This is a genomic window from Butyrivibrio fibrisolvens, from assembly GCF_037113525.1.
GTDB classification, from domain to species: Bacteria; Bacillota; Clostridia; order Lachnospirales; family Lachnospiraceae; genus Butyrivibrio; species Butyrivibrio fibrisolvens.
The window spans coordinates 187,774-204,527 of record NZ_CP146963.1; the positions used below are offsets into that span (position 1 = coordinate 187,774).

Annotated in this window: 9 protein-coding genes and 1 riboswitch; of the genes, 6 read left to right on the forward strand and 3 right to left on the reverse strand. The window is 42.1% G+C overall.

The annotated features are described in order from the left end of the window. Positions 1-29 precede the first annotated feature (29 nt). Complete coding sequence (locus tag WAA20_RS00740; RefSeq protein ID WP_073388893.1) at positions 30-1,565, forward strand: response regulator; 1,536 nt, start codon at positions 30-32, stop codon at positions 1,563-1,565. Positions 1,566-1,682: 117 nt separating this feature from the next. On the opposite strand, the gene WAA20_RS00745 is transcribed toward WAA20_RS00740, so the two are convergent. Further along, the gene (locus WAA20_RS00745; RefSeq protein ID WP_073388894.1) at positions 1,683-3,482 is read right to left on the reverse strand and encodes a substrate-binding domain-containing protein; all 1,800 of its coding nucleotides are present in this window, start codon (positions 3,480-3,482) and stop codon (positions 1,683-1,685) included. 548 nt (positions 3,483-4,030) lie between these two features. On the opposite strand from WAA20_RS00745, the gene WAA20_RS00750 reads away from it, so the two are divergent. Together WAA20_RS00750 and arcC are read left to right on the forward strand one after the other, a co-directional pair. After that, positions 4,031-6,445: a glycoside hydrolase family 3 N-terminal domain-containing protein gene (locus WAA20_RS00750; RefSeq protein WP_073388896.1), complete on the forward strand. Its 2,415-nt coding sequence runs from the start codon at positions 4,031-4,033 to the stop codon at positions 6,443-6,445. Positions 6,446-6,625: 180 nt separating this feature from the next. Next, the gene (gene arcC, locus WAA20_RS00755; RefSeq protein WP_073388897.1) at positions 6,626-7,561 is read left to right on the forward strand and encodes a carbamate kinase; all 936 of its coding nucleotides are present in this window, start codon (positions 6,626-6,628) and stop codon (positions 7,559-7,561) included. A gap of 91 nt (positions 7,562-7,652) precedes the next feature. On the opposite strand, the gene WAA20_RS00760 is transcribed toward arcC, so the two are convergent. Next, positions 7,653-8,663: a hypothetical protein gene (locus tag WAA20_RS00760; protein WP_073388899.1), complete on the reverse strand. Its 1,011-nt coding sequence runs from the start codon at positions 8,661-8,663 to the stop codon at positions 7,653-7,655. A 325-nt stretch (positions 8,664-8,988) separates the two neighbouring features. After that, positions 8,989-10,776 carry a methyl-accepting chemotaxis protein gene (locus tag WAA20_RS00765; protein ID WP_073388900.1) on the reverse strand — a complete coding sequence of 596 codons (1,788 nt, stop codon included), beginning with the start codon at positions 10,774-10,776 and terminating at the stop codon, positions 8,989-8,991. Between the two features lie 334 nt (positions 10,777-11,110). Here WAA20_RS00765 and WAA20_RS00770 point away from each other — a divergent pair, with 334 nt between their 5' ends. The 3 genes from WAA20_RS00770 (at position 11,111) to metK (ending at position 16,717) form a co-directional block, all read left to right on the forward strand. After that, on the forward strand, positions 11,111-13,549 hold the full coding sequence (locus tag WAA20_RS00770) for a Tex family protein (RefSeq protein ID WP_073388902.1): 2,439 nt from the start codon (positions 11,111-11,113) through the stop codon (positions 13,547-13,549). 65 nt (positions 13,550-13,614) lie between these two features. Further along, entirely contained in the window at positions 13,615-15,078 is a 1,464-nt protein-coding gene (locus WAA20_RS00775; RefSeq protein WP_073388903.1) for a cell wall hydrolase, read from the forward strand. A gap of 226 nt (positions 15,079-15,304) precedes the next feature. Then, positions 15,305-15,409: riboswitch (SAM riboswitch) on the forward strand. A gap of 114 nt (positions 15,410-15,523) precedes the next feature. Then, entirely contained in the window at positions 15,524-16,717 is a 1,194-nt protein-coding gene (gene metK / locus WAA20_RS00780; RefSeq protein WP_073388905.1) for a methionine adenosyltransferase, read from the forward strand. Positions 16,718-16,754 lie beyond the last annotated feature (37 nt).

Here is a 16,754-nt window from a genome sequence, read left to right on the forward strand (position 1 = left end):
AGCTGTATATAAAGAAGTGGCAGGTGAACATGCATACATTATTGATCGTAGAAGATGAGAAAATGATACGACAGGGTATAAAAGCTATGGTACAAAGAAGCGGTGTTCCTGTTGACAATATCCTTGAGTGCTCTAACGGGGAGGATGCGCTTAATCTAATGCATACAACCCATGTTGATGTCATGTTCACAGATATCAGAATGCAGAAGATGGACGGGATCGAGCTTGTAAGAAGGGTAGGAGAGCTTGACGATAAGCCGCTCATAGTTGCAATAAGCGGCTATGACGACTTTTCATATGCTGTTGAGATGCTTAGAAACGGCGTTAGAGAGTACCTGTTAAAACCTGTTGAGAGAGATAAGATAGCCGAAATCCTTAGAAAGCTTAATGCCGAACTTGAAGAAAGAACTGATGAGCAAAATAAGGATAAAGAGCTTGGACTTAGGCAGATAAGAGATCTGCTTGATAAGGAGCTTGATGAACAGAAAAAGAAGCTGATAATAGATAAGTATTCTTTATACTTTTTTGATACTTTATATAGGGTATGTATATATAAGTGTGAAAAGAGTAAAGCAGGTAACAGCGCAGACGATGCCAGGCATCAAGGTCATGAAGATCCTGGCTCCAAAATGGATGGTAATAACTACTCAGATCAGTATGAAGCCATTTCTTTTGACGATCAGGACGGATCAGTGGTCATACTAAAAGAGGACATGGTCAGAGCTTTTATCAATAATGAAATGCCTGATAAGTGCGCGGGGTTAAGCGATGTTCATGAAGGGCTGTCAAGCCTGTTGGATGCATACAAGGAAGCTGTATCTATGCGTAAGCTTTCTTTTATCAAAGGAAAAACATGCGTATATGGATCCGATAAGTTTGAAAGTGTAAATCCTAATTTAAAAGAAAAAGCAAAAGAGCTTCTGACAGAAACTGAGCGCACCAAGAGGATTCAGATCATAGGAACTGATAAGACAGAAGATGTCATATACAGATGGAAGCAGCTCTTTAAGGTGCTGGAAAATGGTCAGATAGATATTGAAGAGTTCTGCGATGAAATGGACGCGAGCCTTTCTTCGATACCGCAGGTTTATAGGGACAATGTTACAGATGACGATCTTAAAATGGTAGAGTCTTTGAAAAAGCTTAGTGAATACGACAACCTGTCTGAATATCAGAACCTTTTTATGGACTGGCTCCTTAATTTAAACCAAAGGCTTGGCAACAGACCAGATGACAGTAACATAAGACAGAAGATAGAACTGGCCAGGAAGTATATAAATGATAATTATAATAAAGATCTGAATATGGCCGTTGTATCTAACTATGTGTCCATGAACTATTCGCTTTTTTCCTATTCATTTAAGGGATATACCGGCAAGAATTTTGTGAATTATTTGAAGGAGATAAGGATAGAGAAGGCCAAGGAACTATTGACAAGTACCGACCTTAAGGTGATAGAGATAAGCCAGGAGGTTGGCTATGACAATGAGAAGCACTTTATGAAGACCTTCAAAGCCATGTGCGGAGTATCTCCCGGAGAGTATAGGAAGAATATGACAACCTGATGGTGAAATGGTGGCAGATGATCTCATGACTTAGAGCAAAGGGATCACTTGCCACTGGCAAGAATGTAGCAAATAGGCCGATTGAGAATGCCTTCGGCATTAGGCCTATCTACCAGGCTATATCCGCGCGCTTATCTTATATTCCTTCGGATTAAGTCTGTTATAGTTATCAAGATATGTCAGTATCTTCTTCTTAACTTCATCAGTAGATGCAGCATTCTTATTAAGCAGTATATGGAATGTTCCCTTATTTACACGCCCTGCGATCGCACCTTCCGGTATAGAGTTCCTGATAGCCTGAGAGATTACAGATATTGCAAAGTTCCCGGCTTCCTGACCGTGATCTTTGTTTATGCTATCAAGATCTTCTGTATTCACGATCATTAGGATATTGGCTGCATCGCTATCATCTATACTATCTGAACTGTTTTTATTCTTATAATATTCAAATCCCGCGCTGCTATACAGCCCTGTAAGTTCATCTTTCATATACAGCTCTTCAAGATGCGTAGCCATGGCATCGGATTTCTTTCTGTTCCTTATGTTATTAAGTAGCTGTGATAAGTTCACAAGATACTGTATTAGCTTAAATGGATACTTTATCCTGTTGTTCTCAAAGGTCATAACTATATATCCTATAGAGCCTGCATGGTTATATATAGGAGATACGATTATGGCATTTTCCTTATCTGACATTAGGAAGTCAGGCAGCAGCGTATTATTTTTGAAAGTGCAGGAAGGGAGCCTTTTGCCGTTTTGCAAAGCCAGATACATAGTAAGGGTGTCGGAGCTCTTTTCATAGCTTATAGAATCTGTGGAAGCTGTCAGAGTTAGTATCTTGTCTGACAGATTGCACCAGCTGTCGCTAAGAGCCAGGTAGAATCCATTACAGTTTTCAATTTCTCTTGCATACTCTTCTATAAGATCCAGCATATCTTCAAGATCGCTTGCAGGGCCGAAGGCAGAAGCTATCGTGGAAGACATCATGATAGATTTTTCAAGGTCAGATATCTGATGCAGAAGCGTGTGAGTATACATATGAACTCTTCTGTCAGAAGGGTAGCTGCAGCCGCAGGATCCTCCATATATCACTTTGGCAAAAACGCTTGTATTAGACCTCTCGCGTCCTCGGATAAGGCTGTGAAGGTTGCTTACTGCGATACGTCCAAGGTCATATACAGGATAAGATATGGTTGTAAGTGCCGGTATCATGTTCTGTCCTGCAGGCAGGTTATCACATCCTGATACGCCGAAATCCTCCGGGATCTTATATCCTTTATTTTCTGCAGTGATTATCAGCTCATAGGCAAGCCTGTCGTTATAGCAGATGATGGCATCCGGGATATTAGTCCCTTTTTGGGTAAGATGATCAAGAGCCCTATCGAAATCATCAGGTGTTTCATCACATACATAGTAGTCGTTATCATCTAATGACAGACCGTGATGGGACAGGGTCTCTTTGATGATGCCAAGTCTTAATTCAGAAATATCTGATTCACTCTTACACCCAAGGTAGCATATGCGCTTTGCACCGTGCATGCTTACAAAGTGCTCTGTAATGACAGAGAACATCGTACTATTATCCATAGTTACATTTGGAAAAAAAGGATCCGTATCATTGACTTCAATAACCGGAAGCCCGGACTTTTTTATAGCACCAGAGATCTTATCTCTGAGATCTCTGGATGCATATGTTCCGGATGCGAATATGACGCCGCTTAGATTCTCATAAACCGGGAGCCTTAGTATGCACTCTTCTATATTAGAAAGATCTCCAAGTGACTCGCCGTCATTGGTTGTGAATACCTGCGTCTGATAGCCGTGTTCAAGCGCCTTATCGATTATTCCCTGTGTGAGATTCTTTTGATATTCGCCATAAATGTGTGAGATAAAAAGAGCTATTTTTTTACTAAACATAATCCCCCAATTCATCATATACCCAAGCTTTGATCTGCTTCATAAGATCAAAGTGTTATTAAACCCAAAATTTATAAAATAAGATATTCAAACTTCCCACTTGGACGGTGCAGTAGCACCCAAGGTTTTGCTGGGACAAGCAGTATATAGATCATTGCCATGCTGTTAATCGTTTTATAATTCATGGCATGATATCTGGTGATTCCCATTCTGGGGTCCAAACTCGCTTCGCTCAGACAGGTGGACCCCGGGAAGAATGGAAATCTCCATCTATCATGCTCATGAATTTAATAAAACGCTTAAAAAGCATGGCAATGATCTATATACTGCTTGTCCCAGCAAAGCCTTGGGTGATACTGCACCGTCCAAGTGGGAAGTTTGAGTAAGATACACAAAACTTCTAAAATTTGCACACTAAAAATAAAAAAAGGTAGCGTATACATTTTATCATAGAATGGTATGATGATGACATAGCTGCTTTGATTGTACAAAACAGCCATGTCACATGGGGTGCGCAGGTTACATGCGCCGGAAAGGTATTTGATCATATGAAAAAATGGACAAGAGCTAATTTTCAACCAAATCTTCCTCTTGAAGGAGATAAGAAAGTTACAGCAAGCGCTGAGCATATAGAGCTGTCAATGCGGGCAGCAGCCGAAGGAATGGTACTTCTCAAAAACGAGAAGGATATACTTCCACTTGCAAAAGGGACTAGGGTTGCTCTTTTTGGCAAAGGAACTTTTGACTACGTAAAAGGAGGCGGCGGATCAGGAGACGTATATACCAAGTACGTAAGGAATATCTATGAAGGCTTCAAATCTCTTGGAGTAGATGTATTCGAGCCTTTATGCGAGTATTACAAAAAAGATGTAGATAGCCAGTATCAAAAAGGAGCAGCGCCGGGCATGACAGTAGAGCCGGAGCTTCCTGACGATCTATTAACATCAGCAGGATTTTATACAGATACAGCCATCATCAGTATCAGCAGATTCTCCGGCGAGGGATGGGATCGTTCAGATGTAGAGTATAACGGCGAGTACAATCCCTGGGAGACAGAAGTCAGCATGCCCAAAACTGCAGGCAGGATCTTCCCAAAGGGAGATTTCTATCTTACAGATGCTGAGCAGGAGATGATCAGCAAAGTAAGCGGCAAGTTTGCAAAGACTATAGTAGTCCTTAATGTGGGCGGCATCGTAGATACCAAGTGGATCAAGTGCGGTGAGAAGATAGGTGCGGCTCTTCTTGCTTGGCAGGGCGGAATGGAAGGAGGCCTTGCAGCTGCAAGGATACTCATGGGTATAGATAACCCGTCTGGTAAGCTTCCTGACTCTTTTGCCATAGATATAGATGACTACCCGTCTACAGAAGGCTTCCATGAATCGGTAGATTATGTAGACTATACAGAAGATATATATGTTGGCTACAGATATTTTGAGACTATAGAAGGTGCCAAAGAACGCGTAGTATATCCTTTTGGATACGGTCTTTCCTATACATCTTTTGACAAAGAGCTGATCAAAGTAGTTGAAGAAGATGACGGCTTCACATTCAGAATACGAGTTACCAATACAGGTAAGCTCGCCGGTAAGGAAGTTGCTGCTATCTATATGTCAGCACCTATGGGCCAACTTCAAAAGCCCTCAAGAGTCCTTGTTGCATTCGAAAAGACAAGACTTCTTGAAGCAGGAGATGCTCAGGTTATGGAGCTGTATGTATCCAGATACCAGCTGTCATCCTACGATGATCTTGGCAAGATAGAAGAGTCCTCCTATGTTATAGAAAAGGGAGAATACAGCTTCTACCTTGGATCAAGCGTAGAAGATGCCTTCGAGACAGAGTATAAGTTTAAGGCGTCTGAAGACATAGTTTATAAGAAGCTTTCAAGAAAGCTTGCACCGGTATCTTTGAAAAAGAGGCTCCTTGCAGACGGAAGCTATGAAGACCTCCCTACAGGTCCTGATGCTGATATTAACGAGTGCATATTTGAAAAGATGGTTCCGGGAACAGAAGAAGCTGTAGTTCCTGCGGACAGAGGAAGAGAACCGTATCTTCTTATGGATCCTTATAAGACCAAGGATACAAAGCCCCTTATAGAAGTCTATGAAGGGAAAATATCTATTGAAGACTTTATAGCACAGCTAAGTGATGATGATCTTATAGACCTTCTGGGAGGTCAGCCCAACAGAGGCGTTGCCAATACCTGGGGCATGGGCAATAAGCCGGAATACGGCGTACCTAACGTCATGACAGCAGACGGCCCTGCAGGAGTTCGTATAAATCCTGACTGCGGCGTAGTTACAACAGCATGGCCCTGCGCTACTCTTCTGGCATCTACCTGGAACAAGGAACTGCTTTATAAAGTCGGCGAAGCAGGAGGCAAGGAACTTAAGGAAAATAATCTCCAGATCTGGCTCACACCGGCTGTTAATATCCACAGAAGCCCTCTGTGCGGAAGGAACTTCGAGTACTATTCCGAAGATCCATATCTTGCAGGAAAGCTTGCATCAAGTCTTGTAAAGGGTATCCAGTCTCTGGGCGTAGCAGCAAGTGTCAAGCACTTTGCAGCCAACAACAAGGAGACCAATAGGAAACACAGCGATTCTAGAGTATCCGAAAGAGCCCTTAGAGAGATATACCTAAAGGCCTTCGAGATAATAGTCAAAGAGGCAGATCCATGGACCATCATGTCAGCCTATAACGCAGTCAATGGCCAGAGAGCATCAGAATCCAAGGACCTTCTTACAGGAATCCTTAGAGATGAATGGGGTTTTAAAGGAATGGTAACCAGTGACTGGTGGAACAGGGCAGAGCAGTACAAAGAGATCCTTGCAGGCAATGATGTTAAGATGGCCAATGGCTATCCGGACAGAGTAAGGAAAGCCATGGAGATGGGAGCTATACATAGAAGCGACTTGGAAATATGCGCAAAGCGTGTACTTATGATGATACTGAAGCTTGATTGATGGGACGTTATTACGAATAAAATTTGGAAAGAAGGAAGGCTTAGAGGTCGAACGCCAAATTTTATGCTATAACAGGACGTTATCACGAATAAAATTTGGAAAGAAGGAAGGCTTAGAGGCCGAACGCCAAATTTTATGCTATAATTGCCTCATATCATTCTAATTTCGGGGGTCCTTGCCATGGAAAATAAAAAAGCAGTTGTATCACTTGGTCACGAAGCACTTGGATATACAACTAATGAACAGAAAGAAGCAGTATCTAAAACTGCAAAAGCACTTGCTGATCTTGTAGAGGCAGGCTATCAGCTTACAATAACTCATTCTAACGGTCCACAGGTCAGCATGATACATAAGGCAATGACTGAGCTCCACAGAATATATATTGACTACACTGCAGCGCCAATGAGTGTCTGCTCTGCTATGAGCCAGGGCTATGTAGGTTATGACCTTCAGAGTTCACTTCACAGCGAGCTTGAAAAGAGGGGCATTTCCAGATCCGTTGCAACTATTCTTACACAGGTAACTGTTGATCCTTATGATGAAGCTTTCTATTCACCAACCAAAAGGATCGGAAGATTCATGTCCAAAGAGGACGCAGATGCTGAGATCAAGAAGGGTAATTTTGTAAAAGAGATTCCTGGCAAAGGATATCTCAGGATCGTAGCAGCACCAAAGCCTATCAGCATTGTTGAGCTTGATACGATTAAGCTTCTTGCAGATGCAGGACAGGAAGTAATCGCCTGCGGCGGTGGCGGAATCCCGGTTCTTGAACAGGAGCACAAATTTAAGGGAGCATCAGCAGTGATCGAAAAGGATGCAATTGCTGGAAAGCTTGCAGCAGATCTTAAGGTTGACCGCCTTGTTATCCTTACATCTGTTCCTAGTGTTTATACATCTTTTGGAAAAGAGGATCAGGCTCCTATAGAGAAGATGACTGTAGCTGAAGCTAAAAGCTTTATTGAAAAAGGTGAGTTTGGAGAAGATGATATGCTTCCTAAGATCGAAGCTGCCATCACTTTCCTTGAAGCAAATCCTGAAGGTTCAGTTCTTATAACATCACTTGATCATGTATCAGAAGCACTTAAGGGACGCGCAGGTACATTCATCACAGCATAAATAAAAAACGATTCTGTCATATAAGGCAGAATCGTTTTTTTATTAGGAAAAACTTGTCTTGAGCGGTGTGAGAAATTACTTATATATATTATTAGTTGTCTTCGCTAGTGTTTGTAGGCATAGTAGTTACATTTTCATCGGTTGTATAAAACTCGGTATCATCCGGATAATTAAAACCTGATTCCAGATAAATTTTTCCATCGTCTGAAATGAAAAGGTTCAGGTTCCTTGTACATCCATGAGGAGCAACAGATGTAAACCATCTTCCTGATACAACTTCGCCATCATCAAATGTTGCTTCGCCCTGAGATGTTTCAAAATAACCTAAAAGAATCGCATCTTCGAAATATTCGTTATAATCAAGACCGTTTTGTTCGAGAAGTTCTTTGATAGCATCAAGTTCGTCTTCTGTAAAAGCAAATTCAATATCGTGTGCATTCAGATATTCAGGATCGCCTGTTACATAGGTTCCGTTAGCACTGCAACCTGCTCCCATGCATCCAAAGCCGATCTGTTTAACTTCCATTGAGTCTGCAGTTACCTTAAACAGATAAACTGCGTCCCATTCTTCATCTTCTGCATACATCATATTTTCTGTAAGGAAATATCCAGTTAGATCAACAATATCACCTGTGTTTCCATAGTGATCAAACCAGCCGTTTATAGTACAGGTATTGTCATCAGCTTTTTCTATAGTGATATCGGCTTCCTGTCCCATTGTTACAAAGGTTCTGTTCCAGGTACCGATAAAACTGTCACCCGTACATTCTGAAGCACCGTTTTGGAGAGTTTCAAGCTGGGTTGTATCAATTTCAGTTGGAACATTTAAAAAGAGCTCGTCAAAAAGATCTATTGCTGCAATGGAATTTTCATATGAAGAAATAAGAGCTGTTGATTCATCGTCAATAGTGGTGATACTGCTATCAGATGATGAGTCATCTACAGATTCGGATTCATTTGATGCATCCGGTTCATCTATAACAGAAACTTCAGATGTAGAATCATCTGATCCGGAAATATTGGCAAGATCACTGCTGCTACATCCGATAAGGACAGCAGTGATCATAGAAGCAAGTAGCAATGTAACTAAACGTTTTTTCATAATTTATCCTCTTGTCATGTGAGCATAACCCTATTTCAGAACTACTAATATTAAAACCCATAACAAGGGTATTTTCAAGAACCTTCTATCCTATAAAAATGTCGGTTCATCGTATTATTATGTACAAAAGATACAATAATGAATTAGTGGGAAGAATAGATATATTCTAAGAAAGGTGCTTTATGTTAAAAAAGTCCCCGGAATTTTTTATATAGGATTCCGGGGCCTTTTAAAAACATTACAGCAATGACTTAAAAAATGAGTTATATACCAAAAATATGACTTTTTGTCACTTCGTTCCAAAAGTCATACTTTGATGTAGTTTTTACAGATCAGATACGCGGAATACCTCGAGGAGTGCTGTCAGTTCGTTTGATACATTTTCAAGAGTAGCTGACAAGTCGCTGATATTCTCAACGGTATTATTAACTTCCTGCATGGAAGCACTTGTTTCCTGAGCACTTGCTGCATTTTCTTCAGATATTGCCGAAAGGCTGCTCATTGTATCATTAAGATCTACGCACTTGGTTCTTGTAAGTTCAGCAGCATCTTTTGCTTTTGAGAAGTTTTCGCGTACATCTGCGATCATGTTTATAACATCTCTTACAGCGTCTGCAGTTTCATCACTGATCTGCTGCTGTCCGCTAACAGCTTCGTTGAGCTGACTAACGGTTGATACAGCTGATTCGGAACTATCCAGGAGACCTTTCATGATCTCGCCGATACGCTGAGCTGACTGAGATGATTGCACAGACAGATCCTGAATCTCAGTAGCAACAACTGCGAATCCCTTACCTGCTTCACCTGCTCTTGCAGCTTCAATGGAAGCGTTGAGTGAAAGAAGATTTGTACGTGAGCTTATCTCGTTGATAGCAGCAACAGCATTCTGAACTTCTTCTACAGAATCGCCCATAGCTTTAACTTTTTCTGATACATCAAGAAGCGAATTAGCGGACTGGGTCATTGCGTCTTTTAATTTTTCAAAATTAGCCTGCATGTTATCAGAAGATTCAGCCATCGCAGTAGCTTTTTCATCAGCTGCATCTACTTCTGTGTTGAGTGTTTCAACGTTAGAAAGAATTTCCTGAATAGCATTAACGCCGTCCTGAACACTTTCTGCCTGATTTGTAGCACCGTCAGCAATTTCACTTACTGCAATGGTGATATTCGCACTGTTGTCCTTGGTTTGTGCAGCACCGTGTGCAAGTTCTATAGAAGAATTGTTGACGGTTGCAGAATTGTTTTTGGCACCCTTTAACAGTTTACTTACAGAATGTCTTGTCTTTTCGAGCTGCTGCATCAGGTTACCAAAGTCATCTGTCTGATTTTCATATTTTGGTTCGATATGCCTTGAGAAGTCGCCGCCTCCCATTTCGTCAAGCCAGACGGAGGTGTCTTTGAGAGGATTAACGATAGATCTTGTGATCATAACGGTAAGGACTATTGCGATTATGATAAGTACAATACCTACTGATATAGACAGGATTCCAATGTTTGTTGCCTTGTTCTGCAGGGTGGTTTCGTGCTTAGCTGTTGTGGTTTCAATATAATCGATATAGTTACCTGTTCCGATTACCCATTGGAAAGGTTCATAAACCTTTGTATAAGCTCTCTTGGGAGAAGCCACGGTCTCGCCTTCTTTTGGGAAGTAGTATTCATTAAAATATCCGGTTTCGGGATTTTTTTTGGCACCTTCGATAAAGTCAGCAACCATTGCGAAGCCCTGACTGTCTTTGGCACCAAGTCTGTTAGTACCCTCTGTATCATTTCCAAGAAGTACTACATTATCGCCATCGTATGTATCAACCCAGAGGTAACCTGCTTCGCCATATCTGATACCTCTTATTACGGTAGCAGAATACTCCTTTGCTTCCTCTATAGTCATTCCGCTTTGGGTTAACTGATTATACATTTCGCAGATTGAGATGGCAGTCTCAACTTCGTTTCTGATCTGGTCATCATAATCCTGACTGATTGATTCCGTGATAGTGGAAACGGCAGAAGTCTGAATTCCGTTCATGCCGGAGATAGACATGGCAACGAGAGCTACCATGGCGATTATCATTGCTGCAAGAAGCATGCTGAGTTTGGTTCTTACTTTCAGGTTCTTCATAGGATCACCTCATTTTTTTTAAGATTTACTTATAAAAAACGATAAGACCGACGACTAAAGCTTATTTCGGACTCTTCGGACTGATAAATTAGTGAAAATTCATGCTGAAAAAATATTTTACTCTTTTAATCAATGAATAATGAAAGAAGACTGATCCAATGTGGCCGCTTTAAGGTCAATCTGATCTAATAGTTCTTTTTCCAATTGAGGTTGTGATATACTATAGAAGTGTTTGTAGCTATTGTTTAAAGGTGTCAGGAATCGTTACAGATGACTGCGCATTGAACTTATAAATAGCAAGTACATCTAAAGTACGACATGGAGGAGTATTAGCATGGATATCGCACTTAAAATCACCCAGGAACTTAATGTTAATAAATGGCAGGTTGAAGCAGCCATTAAGCTTATCGATGAGGGTAATACAATCCCTTTTATTTCCAGATATAGAAAAGAAGTGACAGGTTCACTTAATGATGAGCAGCTTAGAAACCTTGACGAGAGACTTAAATATTTAAGAGGACTTGAGGAAAAGAAGCAGACCGTTCTTGCATCAATTGAAGAGCAGGGTAAGCTTACAGAGGAACTTAAAAATAAGATCATAGCAGCTGAAACGATCGTAGCTGTAGATGATCTCTATCTTCCTTACAGACCTAAGAGGAAAACAAGAGCAAGCGTTGCAAGAGAAAAGGGTCTTGAGAAGCTTGCTGATATTATAAAAGAGCAGAAGATCACTATTGATGAACTTATCGCAAAGGCAGCAGAGTTTGTTACATCAGGCGATGTACCTGCAGATAAGGAAGTTAAGAATGTTAAAGACGCTCTTCAGGGAGCAAAGGACATCATCGCTGAGGACCTTTCTGATAATGCGGATGTTCGTACATATATCCGTGAAGCAACAATGCAGGAAGGTGTTATATCATCAACTGCCAAGGATGAAAAGGCAGAGAGCGTATACGAGCAGTACTATGCTTATGAAGAGCCGGTAAGTAAGATCGTAGGCCACAGAGTTCTTGCTCTTAACCGCGGCGAAAAAGAGAAATTCTTAAACGTTAAGATAACAGCACCTGTAGACAGGATTCAGATGTTCCTTAATAAGACACTTAGTCCTGATGGAGAGAATTCTCTTTCTCCTGTAATAGCAGAGATCTGCCAGGATTCATATGATCGTCTTATCGCACCTGCTATCGAAAGAGATATAAGAAACGAGCTTACAGAAAAAGCTGAAGATTCTGCCATCACAGTATTTGGTAAGAACCTCCAGCAGCTTCTTATGCAGCCTCCAATCGCAGGTAAGACTGTACTTGGATGGGATCCAGCTTTCAGAACAGGATGTAAGCTTGCAGTAGTAGATTCTACTGGTAAAGTTCTGGATACAAAGGTTATTTTCCCAACAGCACCTCAGAATAAGGTGGATGAGGCTAAGTTTGAACTTAAGAAGCTTATAAAGCAGTATGGAATAAACCTTATCTCAGTTGGTAACGGAACAGCGTCCCGTGAGTCTGAGCAGGTTATCGTAGAGCTTATTAAGGAAGTTGATACTCCTCTCCAGTACGTTATCGTTAATGAGGCGGGTGCATCTGTATATTCTGCAAGTAAGCTTGCAACAGAGGAATTCCCTCAGTTTGATGTAGGTCAAAGGTCTGCTGCGTCAATTGCAAGACGTCTTCAGGATCCTCTTGCAGAGCTTGTTAAGATTGATCCTCAGTCAATCGGTGTCGGTCAGTACCAGCACGACATGAACCAGAAGAAGCTTGCAGAAGCACTTGGCGGAGTTGTAGAAGACTGCGTTAACAAGGTTGGTGTAGATCTTAATACAGCATCAGCACCTCTTCTTACATATATTTCAGGTATCAGCAAGCCTATCGCCAAGAATATTGTTGAGTATAGAGAGAAGAACGGCAGATTCACATCCCGTGACCAGCTCCTTAACGTTCCTAAGCTTGGACCGAAGGCTTATGAGCAGTGCGCAGGTTTCCTCCGAATTCATGATGGTGATAATCCTCTTGATGACACATCAGTTCATCCTGAGACTTATGGTGCTACAAGAAAGCTTATGGAGACACTTGGCATTACAATGGAGGATGTAAGAAAAGCTCAAAAGGCAGCAGCAAAGAGCATCGCTCCAGGAGCGCAGAAGGCTGCGGCAGAGCAAAAGAGTAAAAATGCGGGTTCCAAAAATGATGGAAATCGAAAGAATAACAATAAAGTAGTAATAAGAAATACAGGCACAGCTATGGGTGCAGCTTTGGCAGCAGCACTTGGCGGAGCATTTGTTTCTGATGCTTCTGATAATAAGTCATCAGGTAAGGGTGCATCTAATAATAAGAACTCTTCAAATAATGCGGGAGCATCAACTGCTGGCGCATCTTCAAGTCTTTCTGCCAAGATCAAGGATAAGGCAAAGCTTGCAGCAGATCTTGGAATCGGTGAGATAACTCTTACTGATATCGTATCTGAGCTTGAAAAGCCAAGCCGTGACCCTCGTGAGAGCATGCCGGCACCTGTTCTTCGTTCAGATGTAATGGATATGAAGGACTTAAAGCCGGGAATGATCCTTAAGGGAACAGTCCGTAATATCGTAGATTTCGGCGCCTTCGTTGATATAGGTGTTCACCAGGACGGACTTGTTCACATATCTCAGATCACAGACCGCTTCATCAAGCATCCGCTTGAAGCTGTGAGCGTTGGAGATATCGTTGAAGTTCAGGTAATAGAAGTAGATATCAAGAAACAGAGAATCGGTCTTACAATGAAAATCAAGGCTCAGAAATGATATATCTTGTGACTTTGAAATAGTAGGTGTAAAGCCTTGTTTACGTGATTATTGGATAGAGGTATATGAGGAAAAAAATCTTATCTGCTCTTCTTCTCATAACGGTTCTGTTCGGGCAGCTGTCTATAGTAAGCATTGGCAGCAGCATGGATGAAACTATAGCGGACATGGAGGCTCAGGAAGCTGAGACCAAGGAAAAGATATCAGACCTTGAAAAGCAGACCAAGGAGACTCAGGATGCTATAAATGAGCTAAATGAGCAGAAGCAGCAGACTCAGAATAACGTATCAAGCCTTCAGGATCAGAAATCTGACCTGCAGGATACGGTTGATGATTATTCTGACAAACTTGATACTCTGAGCGCAGAGATAGCTGATACTGAAAGTGCTATGGCAGAGGTTTCTGCGCAGATCGTGGAACTTAATGCAAAGCTTCAGGAGACAGAAGCCTTAAGAAAAGAGCGATATGAGAGCCTTAAAAAGCGAATGCAGATGATCTACGAACGAGGAGGCGAAGAAAGCCTTCTTATGATCTTGTTTGATGCAAAATCGCTTAAGGATTTTCTGACATTATATGAGTATATAAATGATGTAGTCGTATATGATCAGACCAAGATTGCAGAATATCAGGCGCTTGTCGACAGCATTGCTGCCCAGGTTGCAGAAATTGAGCTTAAAGAAGCTGAGCTTAATGAATATCAGGCAAGCCTTGATGAAAAGCATGGAGAACTAGCAGATCTTACAGATACAGTTATGGGACAGCTTTCATCCACAAACAGCGCCCTTTCTTCTGAAAGAAGTAAGCTCGATGATTATGAAAAGCAGCTTTCTGAACTTGACGAGAAAATGAAATCTCTTGAGTCTCAGACCGCAGCTGCTCAGGCAGAACTTGCTAAGCAGATCGCAGAAAGACTTGCGCTTACCAAGGAAGATACATCAGGTTCCTACGCTGCATCTGCATCTGAGCTTGAATGGCTTGCAGCTACCATACAGGCTGAAGCCGGAGGTGAATCCTATACAGGTAAGCTTGCAGTTGGCTCCGTTATAATGAACAGGGTTAAAAGTTCCGCATTCCCTAATGATATCGTCAGTGTCATTACTCAGAATATGCAGTTTGCATCCTACCGTTCAGGTAAGGTTGAGCTTATAATAGCAAACGGTCCCAATTCCACCTGTATTCAGGCGGCACAGGAAGTTTTGGACGGTGCCCGTGTTGGTGATTATCTGTTCTTTATGACACAGTACTGGGCAGATTATTATGGGATCAGTGAGTATACAATGATCGGTAACCATGCCTTTTTCTACAGATGGGTTACCAATAAAAAGTCTGATGGCGGAGGGAGCTCTGAAGAAAGTGCACCGGGGGATCCTGCGCCGCAGGAAGCAGCACCTGCTGAAAATCCGCCGGAAGAAGCACAACCTGAGCAGGCTCAGCCGGAAGAAACCACGCCGCCTGATGCTGCGCCGCCGGAAGAAGCTCCGCAGGAAACCCCTCCGGAAGATTCTGGAGGAGATGCGGGTTCTGAGTAATACTCTTATGCATCCTAGTCTAATGTTTCTGTTAGTATAAAAATACAATTTATCGTTTGTTTTGATAATTATTATTGATACGATAACTTGTGATTGTTGAATTCTTACTGTAAGTATTTGGGTTTTGCGGATAAAAACGGTAAATTGTCTATTGATATATAAGAAATTGTATTGTAGTATATGTGTGGACGTATGTGAATTGCGCCCACACATATTTTTATAAGTTCTCTTATTCAGAGTGGTGGAGGTACATAGGACCTGTGAAGCCACGGCAACCCCTTAATTATTAGGAAGGTGCCAACCTGAGCGTGCAAATTACGAGCAATAAGAGGATCTGAAGCCAATAATCAGTTCCGCTTGTTTGTGCACGCAACAAGCGGATTTTTTACGCGTTATGGCAGAGCTGCCATGACCGTGGTGTGTTCGCACACAGAAAGGAAACATAATGGATAAGTTTATTTTCACATCAGAGTCAGTTACAGAAGGACATCCTGATAAAATCTGCGACAACATCTCTGACGCAATTCTTGATGCCTGCATGGCACAGGACCCAATGAGCCGCGTTGCCTGCGAGACAGCAGCCTGCACAGGTTTCGTTCTCATCACAGGTGAGATCACAACAAAGGCTAACGTTGACTATGCTAAGATCGCTCGCCAGACAATCTGCGAGATCGGTTATGACAACTCAGCTAAGGGTTTTGATGGTAACACATGTGCTGTACTTGTAGCTCTTGACCAGCAGTCAGCTGATATCGCTATGGGTGTTGATAAGGCTCTTGAAGCAAGAGAGAACCAGATGACAGATGAGCAGCTCGAAGCTATCGGTGCTGGTGACCAGGGTATGATGTTCGGTTATGCTACAAACGAGACAGAAGAGTACATGCCTTATGCAATCAGCCTTGCACACAAGCTTACAAAGAAGCTTACAGAAGTTCGTAAGAACGGCACACTTGACTACCTCAGAGCAGATGGTAAGAGCCAGGTTTCTGTTGAGTATGATGAGAACGGTAAGGTTAAGAGACTTGAAGCTATCGTTATCTCAACTCAGCATGATGAAAAGGTAACTCAGGAGCAGATTCATGAGGATATCAGAAAGTACGTTATCGATGCAGTTGTAGACCTTTCACTCGTTGATGACAATACTAAGATCTATATCAATCCTACAGGCCGTTTCGTAATCGGCGGACCTCAGGGTGATGCTGGTCTTACAGGTCGTAAGATCATCGTTGATACTTACGGCGGAGCAGCTCGTCACGGCGGCGGTGCTTTCTCTGGTAAGGACTGCACAAAGGTTGACCGTTCTGCTGCATATGCAGCAAGATACGTTGCTAAGAATATCGTAGCAGCAGGCCTTGCAGACAGAGCTGAGATCCAGCTTTCATACGCTATCGGTGTAGCACAGCCTACATCAATCCTTGTAGATACATTCGGAACAGGTAAGGTTTCTGATGAGAAGCTTACAGAGGCAGTTCGTAAAGTATTCGATCTTCGTCCTGCTGGAATCATCAAGATGCTCGACCTTCGTCGTCCTATCTACAAGCAGACAGCAGCTTACGGCCACTTCGGACGTAACGACCTTAACCTTCCTTGGGAGCAGACTAACAAGGTTGAAGAGCTCAAGGCAGCAGTTAATGCATAATAAGTTGGTAAGAGCATAAATATATAAGCGCCCCTTG

What these genes read in the sequence shown, in the direction of transcription:
- arcC (WP_073388897.1), top strand. Translation starts at nt 6,626, where the DNA reads ATGGAAAATAAAAAAGCAGTTGTATCACTTGGTCACGAAGCACTTGGA.
- WAA20_RS00770 (WP_073388902.1), top strand. Translation starts at nt 11,111, where the DNA reads ATGGATATCGCACTTAAAATCACCCAGGAACTTAATGTTAATAAATGG.
- WAA20_RS00765 (WP_073388900.1), bottom strand. Translation starts at nt 10,776, where the DNA reads ATGAAGAACCTGAAAGTAAGAACCAAACTCAGCATGCTTCTTGCAGCA.
- WAA20_RS00750 (WP_073388896.1), top strand. Translation starts at nt 4,031, where the DNA reads ATGAAAAAATGGACAAGAGCTAATTTTCAACCAAATCTTCCTCTTGAA.
- WAA20_RS00775 (WP_073388903.1), top strand. Translation starts at nt 13,615, where the DNA reads ATGAGGAAAAAAATCTTATCTGCTCTTCTTCTCATAACGGTTCTGTTC.
- metK (WP_073388905.1), top strand. Translation starts at nt 15,524, where the DNA reads ATGGATAAGTTTATTTTCACATCAGAGTCAGTTACAGAAGGACATCCT.
- WAA20_RS00760 (WP_073388899.1), bottom strand. Translation starts at nt 8,663, where the DNA reads ATGAAAAAACGTTTAGTTACATTGCTACTTGCTTCTATGATCACTGCT.
- WAA20_RS00740 (WP_073388893.1), top strand. Translation starts at nt 30, where the DNA reads ATGCATACATTATTGATCGTAGAAGATGAGAAAATGATACGACAGGGT.
- WAA20_RS00745 (WP_073388894.1), bottom strand. Translation starts at nt 3,482, where the DNA reads ATGTTTAGTAAAAAAATAGCTCTTTTTATCTCACACATTTATGGCGAA.